The following is a 20,596-nucleotide window of genomic DNA, read 5'->3' as shown; positions in this document are numbered from 1 at the left end:
TTATTTTATCTAATTCATACCCAAAAACCAAACCTTCGCTATTTGGTTTCCGTAAGTGGGGTATACTAAAAAATTAGATGATGAAAATTTCAAACACGATTAAACTTGCAACGCTTGCCTTAACTATAGGACTTACCACTTCAACTTTCGCTCAAGATGGCGGTATGGAAATGAAAAAGGACAAGAAAATGATGAAAAAGGAAAAAATGATGATGGAGACCAAGATGGTCGGTGGTGCAGAAATGTATCCTAATAAAAACATCATTGAAAATGCAGTAAACTCAAAAGACCACACCACACTTGTTGCGGCAGTAAAAGCAGCCGAATTAGTTGAAACTTTACAAGGCGAAGGTCCGTTTACTGTTTTCGCACCAACAAATGAAGCTTTTGCGAAATTACCAAAAGGGACTGTCGAGTCTTTATTAATGCCTGAAAACAAAGCAAAATTACAAGCTGTACTTACGTATCACGTAGTTGCGGGTAACTTAAGCGCTATGGACTTAATAAAGATGATTAAAGATGGTAAAGGAAAAGCAGACTTGACTACTGTAAACGGTGGTACATTAACAGCTATGCTAAAAGGTAAAAAAGTACAGTTAAAAGACGCTGCCGGTACTATTTCTAGTGTTACAATTGCTGATGTAAACCAATCTAATGGTGTTATACATGTTGTAGATACTGTTGTGCTACCAGGCATGTAATTTCTTGCCCCAAGTTAAAAGAACGGCCCACTAATAGCGGGCCGTTTTATTTTTAAAAAACTATTTCTAAACTAATAGGGCAATGATCACTACCCATTATCTGATCGTGTATCTCTGCAGACTTTACTTTGTCCCAAATAGATTCACTAACCAAAAAGTAATCTAAACGCCAACCTACATTTCTACCTCGTGCACCACCTCGTGCACTCCAAAATGTATATTTATCGAACGTAGTCGGGTGTAACTTTCTGAAGCTATCTACCAGGTTCAATTCCTTTAGCATATGGTCAAAACCATCAATCTCGACTTGTGTAAATCCTGATGTTTTATTGTAATTACTTTTTGGGTTTGCCAAATCATTCTCGGTATGCGCTACGTTAAAATCACCCGTGATTATTAAAGGCTTCGACTTAGACAGTTCTTTTAAGTAGTTGGTGAAATCTTTATCCCATCCGGCACGGTAATCCAATCTTTTTAATCCGCTTCCACTATTAGGAATATAAACATTGATCAAATGAAAATGTTCAAATTCAGAATGTGTAATTCTTCCTTCTAAATCATGTTTTTCGATACCCATGTCCTTATCGAACTTCACAGGTGCCTTTTTAGATAAAATTCCGGTACCAGAATAGCCTTTTCGTTCTGCACTATTACTAAACAGCTCGTAATCGGTAATATCTTTCAATGCTTCGGCAACCTGATCATCTTGCGCCTTTGTTTCTTGAACGCAAAAAACATCTGCATCAAATTCCTTTACAATATCTTCAAAACCCTTTTTTACGGAAGCTCTTATTCCGTTAACGTTCCATGATACTAATTTCATATTCCGTTTTTATTTGTTCATTAATTCTTCAATCTCATCTGCTATGATCGGAATATTAGCCATCAAGTTAAAAGGTTCTCCCTTTTCTTGAATTACCACATCATCTTCTAAACGAATGCCCATATTCTCTGCCGGTATGTAAATTCCCGGTTCCACTGTAAATACCATATTCGCTTGCATAGGTGTTTTCAATGCGCCGTAATCATGCGTATTTAAACCAATATGGTGACTAGTACCATGCATGAAGTACTTTTTGTATGCTGGCCATTCAGGATTCTCATTTTGTACATCAGCCTTATCCAATAAACCGAGGCCCAGTAATTCTGAAGTCATTAATTTACCACATTCCTTATGGTATTCTGCCCAAAGCGTACCTGGCACTAACATTTTAGTAGCATCGTCCTTAACACGCAATACAGCATTATATACCTCTTTTTGGCGTTTGGTGAATTTTCCGCTTACAGGTATAGTTCTGGTTAAATCACTAGAATAATTAGCATACTCCGCAGCAACATCCATCAGAATTAAATCGCCATCGTTACAAGGCTTATTATTCTCTAAATAGTGCAATACATTTGCATTATTACCAGAAGCAATAATTGGTTGGTAAGCAAATCCTTTGGATCTATTTCGTACGAATTCATGCAATAGTTCTGCTTCAATCTCATATTCCATCACGCCCGGTTTCACAAAACTAAGAAGTCTACGAAATCCTTTTTCGGTGATATTACATGCGGTTTGCATAATATCGATTTCCTCTGGCTCTTTAATTCCTCTAATTTCTTGAAGAATAGGGTTACTCTTGGCAACCATATGAGCTGGATATTGTTGCTTATATTTTTCTATAAATCGGTCTTCGCGCGTTTGCGTTTCTACCGCTTGTCTGTAATGCTCGTTAGTATTGAAATAAATAGTTTCAGCCTCGGTCATTAAATCGAAGAATATTTTCTCGAAATCCTGTAACCAACATACGGTTTCTATTCCCGAAACTTCCGTGGCTTTCTCCTTAGTAAGTTTTTCACCTTCCCAAATAGCAATATGCTCGTTTGTTTCACGAACAAATAATATTTCACGATGCTTTTTATTGATAGCATCTGGGAATAACACTAAAATAGTTTCTTCTTGATCAGCCCCAGATAGGTAAAAGATATCTCTATGTTGCTCAAAAGGCAACACACTATCTGCACCTATGGGGTAAATATCATTAGAGTTAAAAACGGCAATACTTTTGGGCTGCATGCGGTCCATAAATTTCTTACGGTTCTTTATAAATAGGGAGTTAGGTATTTGATCGTATTTCATGAATTCTTATTTTGATATAAAATTACGCATTATGTGTTGTTTCCTTAAAAAATAGGGCATAGAATTATAAGATTTACAAGAACCCCATCTCATATTCTTAGCTACAAATTAGCTAACTTGTATACCTAAACCAAACACAAACAACTCATGAAAAAAATCGCTTACCTATTAATAGGCGCTTTGTGCCTACAGGCATGCTCAGAAACTAAAAAAGAAGAAACTCGATCTGAACTTTTTGCGCGTATTGACACCGAAATCAAAGCAAATTCTAAAGGCTACAGTGCTTTAAAAGAAGCTACCGAAACTATTGGACACCGACTGACAGGTTCTACTAACGGGGCAAAAGCAGAAGAATACACTTTTAATAAATTTAAGGAATACGGCTTTGAAGATGTTTCCTACCAAACTTTTGAAGTGGAAGCTTGGGCAAGAGGCGAGGTTTCTTTACAAATTAATGATGAGGATGTTAAAGTAGTTACCCTTGGTCATGCTCCTATCAAGGCAAAAGTTATAGGAGAAATAGTAGATATGGGCAATGGACTAGATGCTGATTATGCCGCAAACCCAGATGCCGTTAAAGGAAAAATTTCCTTAGTATACATTAATATTTTACCAGATAGCGAAGAAGGATTGAGCAACTTACACCGTAGCGAAAAAACAGCTTTAGCCATAAAATATGGTGCTATTGGTATCATCATTATTAACCAAGTTGACAACGAAGTCCTATTGACAGGTACTGCCTCTGTAACCGGAGAGTTGATTCCGATCCCTGCTGTGTGTATTGGTAAAGAAGATGGTATGGCGTTGAAGGAAACGTTGAAAACTAAAAAAGCAACAGCTAAAATTGACATGACCAATACGAGTGATGTTATCAAAGCAAGAAATGTTGTTGCGACATTGCCAGGAACTGAAATTCCGCAAGAAGAAATTATTATTGGCGGACATTTAGACTCTTGGGATTTAGCGACTGGTGCTATTGATAATGGTATTGGATCATTTGCTGTTTTAGATATTGCAAGAGCTTTTAAGGCAAATAACCTTAACCCAAAACGTACGGTGAAATTCGTAATGTTTATGGGCGAAGAGCAAGGGCTACTTGGATCAAAATATTTAGTAGCACAAGCTATTAAAAACAACACTATTGAGAACATTAAATACATGATGAATTTAGACATGTCTGGTAACCCAATTGGTATGAATGCTGGTGGAAAGTTAGATGATGAAAAATTCTTTACAGATTTAGGTGCTGCTATTCAACAACAAGATACCATCTACCAAAATACATTTTCTAATAAATCTGGTTTGCATAGTGATCACCAACCGTTTATGTTAGAAGGTGTACCAATTTTATCTGTAAACAGTAATTTAGACCGTTCTATTTACGGCTGCTACCATTCTGACTGTGATGATTTTAATTTGGTTAATGAAGACCATATGAAAAATACCGCTCGTTTTGGTACTATGATGCTTTATGCTGTAGCAAATGCCAATAAATTACCTGCAACAAAAATGGATAGTGAAACAACAAAAGAGTTCATGATAAAGAATGATTTAAAAGAGAAATTGATCATTGGCAACGATTGGAAATGGGAAGAATAAATTCACTTAAAAAAATTATAATGAAGCAGGGTATTGTTCCCGCACTACTCTGCCTTTCTTTTTTAACAGGATGCTCTCAGCATACCGAAGAAAAACCAGTGAACTATTTTGATATTGTTCGTCCAGAATTTACGGGTCAGCTGGCATACAAGACCACCGATTTTGTTGAAGATTATTGGCGCGTTGTTGGCAATACCGGTTTTAATAAAACAATATACCTTATTGCAGATAGCTTACAAGCTGCAGGTTATGTTTTAGAGGAAAAAGCGAAAGAAAGCGACCGACTAACTTATCGTATTGAAAAGCGAGAATTGACCCAACAAACATGGGAGCCTGTATCTGCTTCATTACAAATTGTAGGAGAAGAAAAGCCACTGCTACTTTCAGAAACGAATAGAAATATGACCTATTTAAATTCAGTTTCTACTCCAAAAGAAGGTGTAAAGACACAAATTATTTGGATAAAATCTATGGATGATTTAGAGAACATTTCATTAGAAAATAAAGTTGTTTTTGCCGAAATGAGTGTTCGAAGATTGTATAAACTAGCGGTTGAAAAAGGCGCTGTTGGCATTCTTACTTATGATAATCCGGATTATTTACAACCAGAGAAAAACAAGACCTCTATTCAGTTTAGAAGTCTTCCTTCTCAAGATGATGGTAATTTCTGGGGCATTGCACTATCCTACGAAGCAAAAGAGAAATTAGTAGCGCAACTTAAAAAAGGAAAAACTGAAGTTCTGGTGAATATTCAGACCAAAAGATACCCATCCGAAGAACTAACCATTGTTGCGAATATAAAGGGAAGCGAATTGCCCAACGAAAGTTTGGTTTACAGTGCCCATATTCAGGAACCTGGCGCAAATGACAATGCTACAGGCGTAGGCACGCAGTTAGAAATGGCTAAAACTGCCGCTAAATTGTTTGCTGAAGGTAAAATCAATTTTAAAAGAACAATGACCTTTTTATGGGGAGATGAAATAATCTCCACTAGAAGATATATTGAAGAAAATACCGAACGTGCAAAAGGCATTAAATGGGGAATTAGCCTAGATATGGTAGGCGAAAACACTGTAGTAACAGGTGGTACATTTCTAATTGAAAAAATGCCAGACCCTAGCGCCATTTGGACTCGTGGAAAAGATAAACACAGCGAATGGGGCGGTGAGGTTTTGAAATTAGAGGATATGAAACCACATTACCTTAACGATTTTATAATTTCCACATTTAAAGAACAAGGCGATTATGCCAATTGGGTAGTGGAAACCAACCCTTTCGAAGGTGGAAGTGATCATACGCCGTTTTTAGAAGCCGATATTCCAGGACTTTTACTTTGGCACTTTACAGACCAATTTTACCATACCGATAATGACCGCATTGACAAGGTATCTCAAGAAACCTTGAGAAATGTAGGTACCGCAGCGCTAGTTAGCGGATTACAATTGGTAAATGCATCAGATACTTTTATGCATGAACAGATTATAAATCTAAAGAAACAAGCTTTGCTCCGCTTAGAAAACGAATCAAAATTAAGTTTATTAGCACTTAAAAACGGCAGTACAATCGACGAGGAAAAGCAAATTATTTCTGCTTGGGAAGATTGGTATGTTAAATCTCTCAACTCTATAAACGATATAAATACCAATAAAAATTCAGCCCTTAAAACTGCTATTTCAGATGCCCAAAACGAAATACAGTTAAAATCGAATGAATTAAAAGAAGCGCTTCAATAAAAATCTATTTAGCATCACAGTACAATTTGCCAAGGGTATAAGTAATCAGTAACTTACCATCAGTATGATCAAAAAAATGAAAATGAAAAACTCTTTCCTGTTACTTCTAGCCAGTATTACTATTGCATCGGCACAAATTCAACCCACTTCTTCACAAAAAGTTGATGAATCTTTAGTTGCAAAAAAAGTAATGGAAACCAATTCTCTGGTTAAAAATATTCCATTAAAAAATATTGGTCCGTCTGTAATGAGCGGTCGTGTTGTTGATTTAGCAGTCAATGAAAATAATCCTACAGAATACTATGTCGCATATGCGTCTGGCGGTTTATGGTATACCAATAACAACGGTAATACTTTTACTCCCGTGATGGATGAAACTCAAACACAAAATCTTGGTGATATAGCCGTTCACTGGCAAAGTGGAACTATTTGGGTAGGAACCGGAGAGAATAATTCTTCTAGATCATCGTATGCAGGTATCGGTGTTTTAAAATCTACCGATAAAGGTAAAACTTGGCAACATGTGGGTTTATCAGATTCGCACCATATTGGGCGTATCGTGGTGAATCCAGATAATGCAAACGAAGTTACCGTTGGTGTAACAGGGCATTTATATTCTAACAATAAAGAACGTGGTATCTATAAAACCACAGACGGTGGTAAAACTTGGAAAAACACCTTATTCATAAATGACAAAACTGGTATAATTGACGTAGCCGTTTCCCCTAATAATTATAACATTCAATATGCTGCGGCTTGGCAAAAAGATAGAAAAGCGTGGGATTTTATTGGCAATGGCGAAGGATCTGGTATTTACAAGAGTACAGATGCAGGTAGTACTTGGACTAAAATTTCAACCCCAACGAGTGGTTTCCCCACCGGTGACGGTGTAGGCAGAATAGGTTTGGCTGTTTTCGATGATAATACCGTTTATGCTGTTCATGACAGTCAGTTTAGAAGAGAGAATTCTAATAAAAAGGAAGAGAAACAAGCCGGCTTATCAAAAGATGACTTTAAAACGCTGTCAAAAGAACAATTCTTAGACCTCAATGATAAAGACCTCAACGAGTTTTTAAAGACCAATAATTTTCATGAAAAATATAGAGCTGCCAATGTAAAACAGATGGTACGTAGCAATGCTGTAAAACCAACAGACCTTGCTTTGTATTTAGAAGATGCCAATTCCATGCTTTTTGATACTCCAGTAATAGGTGCAGAAGTGTACCGCAGTGATGATGGTGGTACATCATGGACAAAGCAAAATGAAGATTATATAGATGATTTGTTTTATAGCTACGGATATTATTTTGCACAAATTACTGTAGACCCAACTAATGTAGATGCCATCTATTTATCTGGCGTTCCTATTATTTCGTCAAAAGATGGTGGTAAAACATACACTTCTATAAATGGTGATAATGTTCACTCTGATCATCATGCTGTGTGGGTAAATCCGAATTTACCAGGACATTTAATCAACGGAAATGATGGCGGTGTAAATACCAGTTATGATGATGGTAAAAATTGGTTCAAAAACAACTCACCAATCGTAGGTCAGTTTTATGCTATTGCCGTAGATAATGAAAAACCGTACAATGTTTATGGTGGTCTTCAAGATAACGGCGTTTGGATGGGACCACATAACGCAGAAGAAAATACTGAGTGGCAACAAACTGGTCAATATCCATGGAAATCTATAATGGGTGGAGATGGAATGCAAGTACAAGTAGATAATCGCAATGCCAATATCGTTTACACGGGATATCAATTCGGGAACTATTTCAGAATAGATTTAGAAAATGAAACTCGCAACTATATTCAACCTAAGCATGAATTAGGCGAGACTCCCTATCGTTTTAATTGGCAATCTCCAATTCTATTATCACCCCATAATCAAGACATTTTATATATGGGTAGCAATAAGCTGCATCGTTCTTTAAATAAGGGCGATACTTGGGAAACCATTTCGGGCGATTTAACCCAAGGCGGTAAAAAAGGTAACGTAGCATTCGGAACTTTAGCAACCATATCAGAATCTCCTTTCAAATTCGGATTGTTATATACCGGTAGTGATGACGGAATAATTCAACGCACAGAAAATGGTGGTGGTACTTGGAATATTATTTCTAAAAACCTACCTCAGAATTTATGGGTAAGTCGGGTAATTGCCTCAAAGCATCAAAAAAACAGAGTGTATGCTACTTTAAATGGCTACCGATCAGATGATTTTACACCCTATATATATGTTAGTGAAGATAAAGGTGCCACTTGGAAAAACATTTCGGCAAACATTCCAACTTCTGCCGTCAATGTAATTATTGAAGATACCGAAAATGAGAAGGTATTATTTGTGGGTACAGACAATGGTTTATATGTAAGCTTAAATGGTGGTACATCATGGGAATCTTTTCAAAATGGAATGCCGAATGTTGCGGTACATGATTTGGTAATTCAAAAAGAAACGAAGCATTTGTTAGTAGGTACACATGGCAGAAGTATTTACAAGGCAGATATTTCAGCGTTACAAAATATGACAACTGAAGTACTGGAGAAAGCATTACATACTTATCCGTTAGAGAACATAAAGCACTCTAGCCGTTGGGGAAATTCATGGAGCTCATGGTCGAAGGCAAGTACACCTGGTTTAGACATCACTTTCTATTCTGATAGCGATGACGTGTACCAAGCAAAAATAAAATCTTCGGATGATATTGTGGTGAGCGAAACCGAAATCATCGCCGACAAAGGCTTGAATATATTATCATATGACCTAGCATTTTCTAAAATTGGAAAGCTGAATTACCTTAAAAAGCACAAAACCGAATTGAAGCAAGCTGATAATGGAAGCACCTATCTACCGAAAGGATCATACGTTGTTGAAATTAAAGGAAACGGTACCAGTGAAAATATCACCTTCGAAATAGAGTAACAAATGAAGATAGTAGATTGGAATATACTGCCAGATTTAGGAGTTAGTCATAATGCGGATATTAAAAAAAGAACATTAATCAACCGTGGCGAAATTCCGCAATTAATGATGTACGGCACTGCCGTTTTCAAACCCGGCCAACAAGTAGAATTACACAAACATGATACGATGTTTGAAGTATTTCATATACAAACTGGCAAAGCTGTTTTTACTATCTCAGGTAAAGAGTATGAAGTAGGTCCAGGAAACTGTATAACCATAGAACCAGGTGAAGTTCACGGTCAGAGTAACCCTTTTGATACAGATGTTACTTGGACCTATTTTGGAATTGCAACAGATTAAGAAAAACCAATTATGGAATTAACCTTAGGGATACCAGCACTACTTTTCCCAGCTATTTCATTGACTATGCTAGCCTATAATGCTCGTTATTTAGCTATTGCAGCCTTAATTCGACAATTACATCAAAAATATCAAGAAACGGAATCAGTCTCTATTGGTTTACAAGTTCAAAAACTACGAAGGCGACTTACAATTATTAAAAATATGCAGGCAACAGCCATTGTAAGTTTTTTGTTAGCCGTAATAACAATGACTTTAATCTATGCTGAATTTACATTTTGGGCCAACTTAATTTTTAGTATCAGCTTATTTGCACTTATGATTTCTTTAGTACTTTCATTGATCGAAGTACAATTATCGACCAAAGCCTTAGAAATTCAGTTAAAGGATATGGAAAAATAATTGCCTTAGATCAATGAAAGTACTAAAAACCTTACCGTTCGTCGATGTTTATATAAGCTATTCGGTTAATATCTAGTATATTTGTCGCCTGATAAAAATTGGCATGAAAAGAGTTCGAGAACTCGAATTATTTAATCAAATTAGAGAGATTAGGGAGTTTGAATTTGGGGTGTTTTATTTCTTCAAAGGTGGCATCGTAATATCTGAAATGCATCAAGGTGCAAAATTTAAATGGGAAAGTGCAAAAAAGACAGTTTACGCAGCACAAGAAATCTACGAAAAAGGTATTCCCCTAATTTACATTGCCAATAGAATCAATAAATATCATGTACCACCTTTTGAATGGTTCAAGTTTCATAAAAATCGCTTCGACATGCAATATATTGCATCAGTTGGCGGATTAAAAAACAACGTATTAAGTCTATTGATTAAGAAATTAATTTTTCCAAAAAGAATAAAAACATTCACAGATTTAGACCAAGCTGTACATTGGGCGCAACATATTTCTAAAAATTCCAATCATTCTTCTATTTCTTAATTATTTTTTTGTTTAAAGATTAAGTATTTACAAGCCTAAACAGATGGTAAATCTTAAACATCATAATAATTCATTTTAAAATCAGTCTAAATTGAGATACTAAAACTGCTTAATTCTTGTTAATAACTAGCTTGTGATGTAAATTCGCATATAAAATTAACAACTAATGAGCGGATTTTTTAAATCTTCGATTGGTAGAAAGTACGCAATGGCGCTTTCTGCTTTCTTTTTAATGTTTTTTCTACTTCAGCATTTTGCAATTAACATCTTATCGGTTTTCAGTCCCGATGCGTTCAATGAAGCTTCGCATTTTATGGGTACTTTTTGGGCCGTGCAATATGTTTTGCAACCTGTCTTAATTTTCGGGGTAATTTATCACTTCGTAATGGGTTTCATATTAGAAGCCAGAAACAGAAGCGCTAGAGTGAAAACATATGCCAAGAACAATGGTGCTGCCAATTCATCTTGGATGAGCCGTAATATGATTTACAGCGGATTAGCTATTTTAGCTTTCCTAGTACTTCACTTTATTGATTTCTGGATACCAGAAATCAATACAAAGTTTATTGACGGAGACATGACCGGTTTACTATCGAACGGTGAAGGATTTAGATATTATGAAGAACTTGTTCATAAATTTGAAAACCCATTACGTGTAGGTGCTTATGTTATTGCCTTCATTTTCTTATCGCTACACCTTATGCATGGTTTTAGTTCTGCATTTCAGTCTGCCGGTGCATCGAGCATGAGAAAAGAAAAACTACAATTGTTTGCTAAAGTGTATTCGATATCTATTCCGTTAGGATTTATATTCATTGCTCTTTTTCATCATTTTAATCATTAATACCTATTACTTATGTCTGTATTAGACTCAAAAGTACCTAAAGGTCCGTTGAAAACGAAGTGGACCGATTATAAGAACCATATAGATTTAGTTAACCCTGCCAACAAACGTAATATTGATATTATCGTAGTTGGAACAGGATTGGCAGGTGGTTCTGCTGCTGCAACTTTAGCGGAATTAGGCTATAATGTAAAAACATTTTGCTACCAAGATTCTCCAAGAAGAGCACACTCTATTGCTGCACAAGGTGGTATTAACGCTGCAAAAAACTATCAAGGAGATGGTGATTCTACCTACCGTTTATTTTACGATACGGTAAAAGGTGGTGATTACCGTTCTAGAGAAGCGAACGTATATAGATTAGCAGAAGTATCTGCAAATATTATTGACCAGTGTGTTGCCCAAGGTGTACCATTTGCACGTGATTATGGCGGTCTATTAGACAACCGTTCATTCGGTGGTGTATTGGTTTCCCGTACTTTCTATGCTAAAGGACAAACAGGACAACAATTATTGTTAGGAGCTTATTCTGCAATGAACCGACAAATTGCGCGTGGTAAAATTACCCCGTTCAACCGTCATGAAATGTTAGATGTAGTTAAGATAGATGGCAAAGCTCGTGGTATTATTGCCCGCAACTTGGTTACTGGCGAAATAGAACGCCACTCTGCACATGCTGTAGTTATTGCTTCTGGCGGATATGGAAATGTTTATTTCCTTTCCACCAACGCAATGGGATCGAACGTTACTGCATCTTGGAAAATTCATAAAAAAGGAGCGTTTTTTGCAAATCCTTGCTATACTCAAATTCACCCAACGTGTATTCCTCGTTCAGGAGATTATCAGTCTAAACTTACATTAATGTCTGAGTCTTTGCGTAATGATGGACGTATTTGGGTACCTAAAAATTTGGATGATGTAAAGGCTATTCGTGAAGGCAAGAAAAAGCCAACAGATTTGTCTGAAGACGAAAGAGATTATTACTTAGAAAGAAGATACCCTGCATTTGGTAACTTAGTACCACGTGATGTTGCCTCGAGAGCTGCAAAAGAACGCTGTGATGCTGGTTACGGAGTAAATGCAACCGGTGAAGCAGTATATTTAGATTTTGCCGCAGCAATTAAACGCTACGGTATTGAGCAAGCTAAAATCCACAATATTACAAACGCATCAGCAGATAAGATATATGATTTAGGTGCAGCTATCGTTAAAGCGAAATACGGAAACCTATTTCAAATGTATGAGAAGATTGTTGATCAAGATCCATACAAAACACCTATGATGATCTACCCAGCGGTACATTATACAATGGGTGGTGTTTGGGTAGATTATAATTTGATGACAACCATACCTGGCTGTTACGCTATTGGTGAAGCAAATTTCTCTGATCACGGCGCAAATAGACTTGGAGCCTCTGCTTTAATGCAAGGTTTGGCTGATGGTTATTTTGTACTTCCTTATACAATTGGCGATTATTTATCACACGACATTAGAACTGGAAAAATACCAACAGATACACCTGAGTTCGATGCTGCTGAAAAAGAAGTAACCGATAGAATTAATTTCTTTATCAATAATAAAGGAGAGCATTCTGTAGATTACTACCATAAGAAATTAGGTAAGATTATGTGGGATGAGTGTGGTATGTCACGTAATGCAGAAGGTCTTAAAAAAGCAATTGAAGACATATCTGCGCTTAGAAAAGATTTTTGGAAAAACGTAAATGTACCGGGAACAGCTACAGAATACAACGAACAATTAGCTAAGGCCGGCAGAGTTGCAGATTTCCTAGAATTGGGAGAATTATTCGCTAAAGATGCATTGGTAAGAGAAGAATCTGCTGGTGGTCACTTTAGAGAAGAACACCAAACTGAAGATGGTGAGGCAAAAAGACTTACAGAGTTTCAATTTGTTTCGGCATGGGAATATAAAGGAGAACCAAAAGATGCAGTTTTGCATAAAGAAGAATTGGTTTACGAGAATATAGAAGTTAAAGAAAGAAGTTATAAATAAAGAAGGTATCATGAACTTAACACTTAAAATTTGGCGTCAAACAGATGCGAACGACAAGGGTAAAATGGTCGATTATAAAGTGACAGAAATATCTGAACACATGTCCTTTTTAGAAATGATGGATGTTCTTAACGAGCAATTAATTAATAAAGGTATAGAACCTGTAGCTTTCGATCATGATTGTCGTGAAGGTATTTGCGGTATGTGCTCTATGTATATTAATGGTGAGGCTCACGGTCCAGACAGAGGTGTTACCACTTGTCAATTACACATGAGAATGTTCAAAGATGGTGACACTATAACTATTGAACCTTTTAGAGCCAAAGCATTTCCGGTAATTAAAGATTTAGTTGTTGACAGAAGCGCTTTTGATCGTATTCAACATGCTGGTGGTTACATTTCTGTAAACACTTCAGGTAATACTCAAGACGCAAACGCTACACTGATTTCAAAACATGCAGCAGATGAGGCTATGGATGCCGCTACATGTATTGGTTGTGGTGCTTGTGTTGCAAGTTGTAAAAATGCTTCAGCAATGCTATTCGTAGGTGCTAAAGTATCTCAATACGCATTATTACCACAAGGTCAAGTAGAAGCTGTTGATCGTGTTAAAAACATGGTAGCACAAATGGACCTTGAAGGTTTTGGAAACTGTACCAATACTGGAGCATGTGAGGTAGAATGTCCGAAAGGAATTTCTTTAGAAAACATCGCAAGAATGAACCGCGAATTCTTAAGTGCTAACATTAAAAGTTAAGCTTAACAATCATAAAGTTTTTAAAAATCCCGACCGTAGAGGTTCGGGATTTTTTATTTTTAAGATATGTCAGAAGACTATACTAAAGAACGAATAAAAGTACCTAGGTTCAATGAAGAATCTGGCTTCTACACTACCCCACAGCGCTCAAAAATAATGAGCAAAATAAAAGGGAAAAATACCAAGCCTGAACTTGCCTTTAGAAAAGCATTGTATGCTGCTGGATATCGCTATCGCATAGATTACAAAAAGCTGATCGGTAAACCTGACATTGCCCTACCCAAATACAAAACGGTCATATTCATTGATGGGGAATATTGGCATGGCAAAAATTGGGCAGAACGTAAACCAAAGGTGAAAACCAATCGCGAATTTTGGATTGCTAAAATAGAACGTAATATGCAGCGCGATGATGAAGTAAACACAGAACTTAGTCATTTAGGATATACAGTATTCAGGTATTGGGAATCTGAAATCAAAAAGAATCTAGATAACTGCTTAGCAACTACCCTTGATCATTTAAATACCGTGCAAATGAGCACAAAATGAGTTTTATAAAGTTCATTTAATAAATGTTTAACCCTTGTAAACCCTTATTTAATATAGCCTTAACGGATATCAGTATATATGATTAGTAACTTAGTGATGAACATAATTATTAATCTAAAAAACTATATAATATGAAGAGGATAGCAATATTAGCTACAAATGGATTTGAAGAAAGTGAATTAAAATCTCCAAAAGAAGCCATGGAAAAAGAAGGCTTTAATGTGGAAATTGTAAGTTTAGAAAAAGGAGAAATAAAAGGTTGGGCAGACGGAAATTGGTCTAATAGCTATAAGGTTGACAAAACACTAAATGAAGTAAAGGCGGAAGATTATAATGCATTGGTTTTACCTGGCGGCGTAATCAATCCAGATTTATTGAGAAGAGAAGAAACCGCATTAGATTTTGTACGCGATTTCTTTAAATTGAAGAAACCGGTAGCAGCAATTTGCCATGCACCATGGACACTAATTAGTGCAGGAGTAGTAAAAGGAAGAAAAATGACATCATTTAATTCCATTAAAGATGATTTAGTAAATGCAGGAGCCAATTGGGTTGACCAAGAGGTAGTAGTTGATGAAGGATTTGTTACCAGTAGAAATCCAGATGATTTACCAGCTTTTAATTCCAAATTAATTGAGGAAATAAAAGAAGGAAAACATGAAATGCAACACGCATAATTCATTCTAATGGAATTGATAAGCCCAACCAATTGGTTGGGCTTTTTTTATGCCCGTATTTAAAATTCATACATTTACTATTATGGACCATACACTACATACAAAAGCATCTAAATTACCTGATGTAAAGACAACCATTTTTACAACGGTTGGTAATCTTGCACGGAAACATAAAGCAATTGATTTATCACAAGGGTTCCCAAATTTTCAAGCAGATAAAAAATTGAAGTCATTGGTAAGCGAGGCTATTAACATCGGTTATAATCAATATGCACCAATGCAAGGGTATTATGGGCTAAGGGAAGTCATTTCAGAGAAAATAGCATCGCTACATAATCACAATTATTCTCCCGTCGATGAAATAACCATAACCGTGGGTGCCACTCAAGCCATTTTTACGGCGATTACAGCCTTCGTTAATAAAGGTGACGAGGTAATTGTCATAAAACCAGCTTACGACTGTTATGAGCCCGCAATTACTTTAAACGGCGGAATATCAGTCTATGTTCAATTAAATGCTCCAAATTATAAGATAGATTGGACAGCCTTTCAAAATAAGATTACCGATAAAACCAAAATGGTCATCATAAATACGCCTCATAACCCCAGCGGAACCATTCTTACCAAATGGGATATGGAGCAGTTAGAGAAGATATTAAAACCTACCAATATTATTCTTTTGAGCGACGAGGTTTATGAGCATATTATTTTCGACGGACAAGTGCATGAAAGTGCATCGCGATTTCCTGATTTAGCCAACAGAAGTTTTGTCTGTGCATCTTTTGGAAAAACATTTCATGTAACCGGTTGGAAAATGGGCTATTGTGTGGCACCAGCCGAACTGATGGCTGAATTTAGAAAGGTGCATCAATTTGCAGTTTTTTGTGTAAACCATCCGGTACAACGCGCATTGGCTATCTATTTGAAAAATGAGTCACACTATCTAGATTTGAACAATTTTTACCAACAAAAACGAGATTTCTTTCTTGAAGGAATAAAATCGTCTAAATTCAAGTTTAAACCATCCCAAGGAACATATTTTCAATTATTAAATTATACCAATATTTCAAATGAAGAAGATGAAGTAATAGGGAAGCGATTAATCACCGAAAACGGAATAGCTTCTATACCGATTTCCTCTTTCAATGTCGATAATAGAAATGATCATATGTTGAGATTCTGCTTTGCCAAAAAACAGGAAACTTTAGAAAAAGCAGTTGAAATTCTATGCAAGCTCTAATACCTAATTACTAAAAAGCAGCATTTACTTTAGACATAAATTCGCCAATTTTACTAGGTTCTAACCAGCGTGTTACTACCACCAAATCATTCTCTTTATCTATTACGATAAAGTTACCGCCAAAACCGGCAGCATAGTAGATGTTTTCTGATAGACCTTCCCAATGTCTAGCACCCTTTTTATTTAACCACCACATGTAGCCATAATTTGCATTAGGTGCGGAAGGGGTAGTAGCTTTTTTAATCCAATTATCTGAAATCAATTGGTCATTCTTCCATTTACCATTATTCAAGAACAACATACCAAAGCGAGCCATATCTTCTGCGCTAATGAATATTCCTGCTCCTGAATGTCCGCCGCCAGTAACCGACTTCATTTGAAGTCCATCAATCTCTGTCCATGCATCATCATAACCAAACCAACGCCATGTAGAAGATGCGTCGATTTTGTCCATAATTTTTTCTTTTAAAACCAAAGGCATTGGTTTACGCCATACATGTGTAAGTGAATATGCCAATACGTTTACACGCACATCATTATATTCCATAACAGTACCCGGTTCTTTAGGTGTTGCAAACTTCCAATCATCAATACCGCCTTCACTTGGAGGTCTATCTGCCCAATCTTTTCCTCCCCAAAGTTCACCAGCCCAAGCGGAATTTTGTTGCAGTAAATGTTCCCAAGTAATTTTAGAATTATGGGCACCATCAAAAGTGCCGTCCCAGATGTAGTCACCTACCAAATTCTTAGTATCGAAAATTAGCTTTTCGTCTTCGGCAAGACCAGCCATGGTGCTCAAAAAACTCTTGGTAACACTGAAAGTCATGTCAACTCTTTTGGTATCTCCCCATTGGGCAACTATATATCCATTTTTAAGAATCATACCTGCCGGACCACCACGTTTCTTCGTCGGACCTAATATTTTATGAAACGGTTCATTTTCAAAGCCTTTTACGATAGCAATACGCAAATCTCTAGAACCAGAATACTCATTTGCCTCTGCAAAATCTACCGCTTCATTTAGCTTGGTATCTTTAATTTTAAAGTCTTTTGGTGATTTTACTTCCCAGTCTGCATTTCGTTCTGGAAAGTAATATTCTTGCGCTTGTAGGTTCAAAAAGCCTAGGAAAGCAACTAGGGTGATACAGTATAATTTCATGAAAGTTAGTATGAGACTACAAGGTACTTAATTTGAAACGCATTAACCAATCCGTTTGCTCATCTGTACCTATGAAATAAGGATGGGTATCAAATTTTTTAAACCCGTGGCGCTCATAGAACTTTACGGCACGCTCATTTTCTTGCCAAACACCCAACCATAACATCGCCTTGTTTCGTTCTTGAGCAATAGTTTTAATATAATGCAAAATTTGTTCCCCTATACCAACACCTTGATATTCAGCTAAAACATAAATACGTTCTAATTCAATACTATCATCATGTTTAAGTTCTGACTGAGCATCATTCACATTTAGCTTAAAGTAACCCACGACTTGTTTCTTGTAATACACAAAATAGAAATCACTATTTGGGTTAAGCACTTCTTCTTTCACCTTTTCTAAGGCAAAAGCCTTTTCAATGTACTTCTTAAAATCTTCGGGATGATTATCTTTTTCGAAAGCAGTGACAAAAGTGTGCTCAGAAATTTGTCTTAATTGATGTAGTTCTTCAAGAGAACATAATCTATATATAAGTTTCATTTCACTAAAATAAAAAAAGGAGCAAATTACTTTGCTCCTTACCGGGGGAAATTTTATAAAATGGTTGATTTGGTAACTTTTCTGTTTCTACTATTGCATACTTATAACATACAATAGTTCGTGGGCATTTTTCAATTGCGAACTTTTATTCTTTTTCGGCAAATAATTTACCTTCTGTTCTCATAAGAATTAATCCGTCATCAGTCTCTTGCATTTTTACAAAATCGTCAGGAAAATCTGTTCCTGGGTAGCTAACGATATACACATCGCCGTTTACACTCCAGCTAAAATCTGTCAGATATACAACCTGACCACCTTTATAGCCGTGAAACCGACCTAAATAAACATCATTAAAGATATATTCTTCATTATCTATGACCATTTTATTCGTATTGGTAGCGGTTTTGACCGTATGACTCCATATACCAATAATAGGATCATTATTTTCTTCAATTTTTGAACACGAGGTAACAAGTACCAATAAGATTAGGCAACTAAATACATACTTCATTTTAGGTTAAGTTTTACAAAGCGATTTGGGATACACTTTATTTACACTTCAAATATATGTAGTCTTTTTCTTACAAAAAAGAATTTGTGGTAAAACTTATTAAAATTGTGGTGAACCAAGACAAGTTAGTCTATCAACCTTAAAACTAAAAGTTTAATTATAGGTTATTAAAATTCTCGTCGTTTAAAAAAGGCAAAAAAAAAGAGCGACTTAATAAGTCGCTCTTTTTTAATCTCTTTAAAGTAATTTATAACATAAATAACTTTTTAGTAAGTCTTAGAAATCCTGTAAAGAAATCATTTCTATAAACTTGAATTTTGTTTTCGCTAGCAGTGTGGTTAATTTGTGAATTCATGACGGCTAAGTAATTTATAGGTTAAGGGGTTAATTGAGATTGAAAGATACATCTGTTCTACTGAATTTTGATAATAATTGTTGTGTACAGATTATAACCTGTTGTGAAAAATATAAAAAGCTTATTTCATCGATAATCTACCTAACCTTACTAAACACTCATCTCTGCAACTTTTCCTCTAATAATTAGATTACCTTCAGTAGCAACTTTAATATCTTCTACAGAAACACCAGGCGCTCTTTCTAACAGCAAAAAGCCATCATCTATAACCTCGAGTACTGCCAGATTAGTTACTATCTTCTTAACACAACCTACCCCTGTTAAAGGAAGACTACACTTCTTTAATAGTTTAGATTCACCTGCTCTATTGGTATGCATCATAGCAACAATAATATTCTCTGCCGATGCTACAAGATCCATAGCACCACCCATACCCTTAACCATTTTACCAGGAATTTTCCAGTTGGCTATATCGCCGTTCTCAGCAACCTCCATAGCGCCAAGTATAGTAAGGTCTACATGCTTACCTCTAATCATGGCAAAACTAGTAGCAGAATCAAAATAAGATGCCCCTGGCAATGCTGTTATGGTTTGCTTACCTGCATTTATTAAATCTGCATCTTCTTGGCCATCAATTGGAAAAGGACCCATACCTAGAATTCCGTTTTCACTTTGAAATTCTACACTAATATCATCACGAACATAATTTGCTACCAAGGTCGGTATACCTATACCAAGGTTTACATAATAGCCGTCTTCCACTTCTTGTGCAATTCTTTTTGCAATTCCGTTTTTGTCTAACATGTTTTTATTTTTGACGTACCGTTCTTTGTTCTATTCTTTTCTCGTAATCTTTTCCTTGAAAAATGCGTTGCACGAATATTCCCGGAATATGTATTTGGTTTGGATCTAGTTCTCCTTCAGGCACCAACTCTTCAACCTCAGCTACAGTAATGGTAGCGGCACCACACATACACGGATTAAAATTTCGTGCAGTTCCTTTAAATATTAAATTACCAGCGGCATCACCTTTCCAAGCTTTTACAAAAGCAAAATCTGCCTTAAATGCTTCTTCTAATATGTACATTTTCCCATCAAATTCACGTACTTCTTTTCCTTCTGCCACCTCTGTGCCATAACCAGCCGGAGTGAAAAAAGCGGGGAAACCAGCTTGTGCAGCTCTACATTTTTCGGCAAGTGTACCCTGTGGTGTTAATTCAACCTCTAACTCGCCACTAAGCATTTGTCGTTCAAATTCATCGTTCTCACCTACATAAGATGAAATCATTTTTTTAATTTGATGTTGCTGCAACAATAATCCCAAGCCAAAATCATCAACACCCGCGTTATTCGAAATACAAGTGATGTCCTTTACACCTAATCTTACTAATTCACTAATCGCATTTTCAGGAATACCACAAAGTCCGAATCCACCTAACATAAAGGTCATTCCGTCTTTTACACCTGCTAATGCATCGGTTACGTTTGCTACTGTTTTACGTATCATTTATTATTAAATTATCTAGTGTCTAAAATACCGATTTAAAATGGAATAAATAAAAAAAGGTCTTGGTGTATACC

20 protein-coding genes are annotated in these 20,596 nt (G+C 36.1%); 13 read left to right on the top strand and 7 right to left on the bottom strand.

Annotation, left to right across the window (positions count from 1 at the left end; translation table 11 throughout):
* Positions 1-80 precede the first annotated feature (80 nt).
* On the top strand, positions 81-701 hold the full coding sequence (locus tag CLV90_RS02325) for a fasciclin domain-containing protein (RefSeq protein ID WP_133686998.1): 621 nt from the start codon (positions 81-83) through the stop codon (positions 699-701).
* 52 nt (positions 702-753) lie between these two features.
* Here the strand turns inward: CLV90_RS02325 and CLV90_RS02320 are convergent, their stop codons facing one another.
* Both CLV90_RS02320 and CLV90_RS02315 read right to left on the bottom strand, forming a co-directional pair.
* Entirely contained in the window at positions 754-1,524 is a 771-nt protein-coding gene (locus CLV90_RS02320) for an exodeoxyribonuclease III (protein WP_133685909.1), read from the bottom strand.
* A gap of 9 nt (positions 1,525-1,533) precedes the next feature.
* Entirely contained in the window at positions 1,534-2,826 is a 1,293-nt protein-coding gene (locus CLV90_RS02315) for an aminopeptidase P family protein (protein ID WP_133685908.1), read from the bottom strand.
* Positions 2,827-2,973: 147 nt separating this feature from the next.
* Here CLV90_RS02315 and CLV90_RS02310 point away from each other — a divergent pair, with 147 nt between their 5' ends.
* From CLV90_RS02310 to CLV90_RS02255, 12 genes are all read left to right on the top strand, one after another.
* The gene (locus CLV90_RS02310) at positions 2,974-4,425 is read left to right on the top strand and encodes a M20/M25/M40 family metallo-hydrolase (RefSeq protein WP_133685907.1); all 1,452 of its coding nucleotides are present in this window, start codon (positions 2,974-2,976) and stop codon (positions 4,423-4,425) included.
* A 20-nt stretch (positions 4,426-4,445) separates the two neighbouring features.
* Positions 4,446-6,158, top strand: coding sequence for a M28 family peptidase (locus tag CLV90_RS02305; protein ID WP_133685906.1), 1,713 nt, complete (start codon positions 4,446-4,448; stop codon positions 6,156-6,158).
* Positions 6,159-6,234: 76 nt separating this feature from the next.
* Positions 6,235-9,087: a VPS10 domain-containing protein gene (locus CLV90_RS02300; protein WP_407943367.1), complete on the top strand. Its 2,853-nt coding sequence runs from the start codon at positions 6,235-6,237 to the stop codon at positions 9,085-9,087.
* A gap of 3 nt (positions 9,088-9,090) precedes the next feature.
* The gene (locus CLV90_RS02295; RefSeq protein WP_133685904.1) at positions 9,091-9,429 is read left to right on the top strand and encodes a cupin domain-containing protein; all 339 of its coding nucleotides are present in this window, start codon (positions 9,091-9,093) and stop codon (positions 9,427-9,429) included.
* 12 nt (positions 9,430-9,441) lie between these two features.
* A complete protein-coding gene (locus CLV90_RS02290; RefSeq protein WP_133685903.1) occupies positions 9,442-9,831 on the top strand; it encodes a DUF2721 domain-containing protein in 390 nt (129 codons plus the stop codon).
* Positions 9,832-9,934: 103 nt separating this feature from the next.
* Positions 9,935-10,369, top strand: coding sequence for a hypothetical protein (locus CLV90_RS02285; protein WP_133685902.1), 435 nt, complete (start codon positions 9,935-9,937; stop codon positions 10,367-10,369).
* 166 nt (positions 10,370-10,535) lie between these two features.
* Entirely contained in the window at positions 10,536-11,213 is a 678-nt protein-coding gene (locus CLV90_RS02280) for a succinate dehydrogenase cytochrome b subunit (RefSeq protein ID WP_133685901.1), read from the top strand.
* A gap of 12 nt (positions 11,214-11,225) precedes the next feature.
* A complete protein-coding gene (locus CLV90_RS02275) occupies positions 11,226-13,226 on the top strand; it encodes a fumarate reductase/succinate dehydrogenase flavoprotein subunit (RefSeq protein WP_133685900.1) in 2,001 nt (666 codons plus the stop codon).
* Between the two features lie 10 nt (positions 13,227-13,236).
* Positions 13,237-13,983 (top strand): succinate dehydrogenase/fumarate reductase iron-sulfur subunit, encoded by a 747-nt coding sequence (locus tag CLV90_RS02270; RefSeq protein WP_133685899.1) that lies wholly within the window; start codon positions 13,237-13,239, stop codon positions 13,981-13,983.
* Between the two features lie 66 nt (positions 13,984-14,049).
* Complete coding sequence (locus CLV90_RS02265; protein ID WP_133685898.1) at positions 14,050-14,532, top strand: very short patch repair endonuclease; 483 nt, start codon at positions 14,050-14,052, stop codon at positions 14,530-14,532.
* Between the two features lie 131 nt (positions 14,533-14,663).
* Positions 14,664-15,209: a type 1 glutamine amidotransferase domain-containing protein gene (locus CLV90_RS02260; RefSeq protein WP_133685897.1), complete on the top strand. Its 546-nt coding sequence runs from the start codon at positions 14,664-14,666 to the stop codon at positions 15,207-15,209.
* A gap of 82 nt (positions 15,210-15,291) precedes the next feature.
* On the top strand, positions 15,292-16,449 hold the full coding sequence (locus tag CLV90_RS02255; protein ID WP_133685896.1) for a methionine aminotransferase: 1,158 nt from the start codon (positions 15,292-15,294) through the stop codon (positions 16,447-16,449).
* A 10-nt stretch (positions 16,450-16,459) separates the two neighbouring features.
* On the opposite strand, the gene CLV90_RS02250 is transcribed toward CLV90_RS02255, so the two are convergent.
* The 5 genes from CLV90_RS02250 to CLV90_RS02230 all read right to left on the bottom strand — a co-directional run bounded on the left by CLV90_RS02250 (position 16,460) and on the right by CLV90_RS02230 (position 20,522).
* Positions 16,460-17,608: a serine hydrolase domain-containing protein gene (locus CLV90_RS02250; RefSeq protein WP_133685895.1), complete on the bottom strand. Its 1,149-nt coding sequence runs from the start codon at positions 17,606-17,608 to the stop codon at positions 16,460-16,462.
* A gap of 16 nt (positions 17,609-17,624) precedes the next feature.
* The gene (locus CLV90_RS02245) at positions 17,625-18,149 is read right to left on the bottom strand and encodes a GNAT family N-acetyltransferase (RefSeq protein ID WP_133685894.1); all 525 of its coding nucleotides are present in this window, start codon (positions 18,147-18,149) and stop codon (positions 17,625-17,627) included.
* Between the two features lie 145 nt (positions 18,150-18,294).
* Positions 18,295-18,660 carry a hypothetical protein gene (locus tag CLV90_RS02240; RefSeq protein WP_133685893.1) on the bottom strand — a complete coding sequence of 122 codons (366 nt, stop codon included), beginning with the start codon at positions 18,658-18,660 and terminating at the stop codon, positions 18,295-18,297.
* Positions 18,661-19,165: 505 nt separating this feature from the next.
* Entirely contained in the window at positions 19,166-19,819 is a 654-nt protein-coding gene (locus tag CLV90_RS02235) for a CoA transferase subunit B (RefSeq protein WP_133685892.1), read from the bottom strand.
* Between the two features lie 4 nt (positions 19,820-19,823).
* On the bottom strand, positions 19,824-20,522 hold the full coding sequence (locus CLV90_RS02230; protein ID WP_133685891.1) for a CoA transferase subunit A: 699 nt from the start codon (positions 20,520-20,522) through the stop codon (positions 19,824-19,826).
* Positions 20,523-20,596: the final 74 nt, after the last annotated feature.

The organism is Maribacter spongiicola, assembly GCF_004364165.1.
In the GTDB taxonomy this organism is placed as follows: domain Bacteria; phylum Bacteroidota; class Bacteroidia; order Flavobacteriales; family Flavobacteriaceae; genus Maribacter; species Maribacter spongiicola.
This window is presented reverse-complemented; position numbering and strand designations above follow the sequence as displayed.

Excerpts from the sequence above, each read along its gene's own strand:
- CLV90_RS02310 (WP_133685907.1), top strand. The coding sequence starts at position 2,974 with ATGAAAAAAATCGCTTACCTATTAATAGGCGCTTTGTGCCTACAGGCA.
- CLV90_RS02290 (WP_133685903.1), top strand. The coding sequence starts at position 9,442 with ATGGAATTAACCTTAGGGATACCAGCACTACTTTTCCCAGCTATTTCA.
- CLV90_RS02255 (WP_133685896.1), top strand. The coding sequence starts at position 15,292 with ATGGACCATACACTACATACAAAAGCATCTAAATTACCTGATGTAAAG.
- CLV90_RS02315 (WP_133685908.1), bottom strand. The coding sequence starts at position 2,826 with ATGAAATACGATCAAATACCTAACTCCCTATTTATAAAGAACCGTAAG.
- CLV90_RS02240 (WP_133685893.1), bottom strand. The coding sequence starts at position 18,660 with ATGAAGTATGTATTTAGTTGCCTAATCTTATTGGTACTTGTTACCTCG.
- CLV90_RS02285 (WP_133685902.1), top strand. The coding sequence starts at position 9,935 with ATGAAAAGAGTTCGAGAACTCGAATTATTTAATCAAATTAGAGAGATT.
- CLV90_RS02280 (WP_133685901.1), top strand. The coding sequence starts at position 10,536 with ATGAGCGGATTTTTTAAATCTTCGATTGGTAGAAAGTACGCAATGGCG.
- CLV90_RS02270 (WP_133685899.1), top strand. The coding sequence starts at position 13,237 with ATGAACTTAACACTTAAAATTTGGCGTCAAACAGATGCGAACGACAAG.
- CLV90_RS02235 (WP_133685892.1), bottom strand. The coding sequence starts at position 19,819 with ATGTTAGACAAAAACGGAATTGCAAAAAGAATTGCACAAGAAGTGGAA.
- CLV90_RS02275 (WP_133685900.1), top strand. The coding sequence starts at position 11,226 with ATGTCTGTATTAGACTCAAAAGTACCTAAAGGTCCGTTGAAAACGAAG.
- CLV90_RS02230 (WP_133685891.1), bottom strand. The coding sequence starts at position 20,522 with ATGATACGTAAAACAGTAGCAAACGTAACCGATGCATTAGCAGGTGTA.
- CLV90_RS02260 (WP_133685897.1), top strand. The coding sequence starts at position 14,664 with ATGAAGAGGATAGCAATATTAGCTACAAATGGATTTGAAGAAAGTGAA.
- CLV90_RS02300 (WP_407943367.1), top strand. The coding sequence starts at position 6,235 with ATGAAAATGAAAAACTCTTTCCTGTTACTTCTAGCCAGTATTACTATT.
- CLV90_RS02265 (WP_133685898.1), top strand. The coding sequence starts at position 14,050 with ATGTCAGAAGACTATACTAAAGAACGAATAAAAGTACCTAGGTTCAAT.
- CLV90_RS02245 (WP_133685894.1), bottom strand. The coding sequence starts at position 18,149 with ATGAAACTTATATATAGATTATGTTCTCTTGAAGAACTACATCAATTA.
- CLV90_RS02295 (WP_133685904.1), top strand. The coding sequence starts at position 9,091 with ATGAAGATAGTAGATTGGAATATACTGCCAGATTTAGGAGTTAGTCAT.
- CLV90_RS02320 (WP_133685909.1), bottom strand. The coding sequence starts at position 1,524 with ATGAAATTAGTATCATGGAACGTTAACGGAATAAGAGCTTCCGTAAAA.
- CLV90_RS02250 (WP_133685895.1), bottom strand. The coding sequence starts at position 17,608 with ATGAAATTATACTGTATCACCCTAGTTGCTTTCCTAGGCTTTTTGAAC.
- CLV90_RS02305 (WP_133685906.1), top strand. The coding sequence starts at position 4,446 with ATGAAGCAGGGTATTGTTCCCGCACTACTCTGCCTTTCTTTTTTAACA.
- CLV90_RS02325 (WP_133686998.1), top strand. The coding sequence starts at position 81 with ATGAAAATTTCAAACACGATTAAACTTGCAACGCTTGCCTTAACTATA.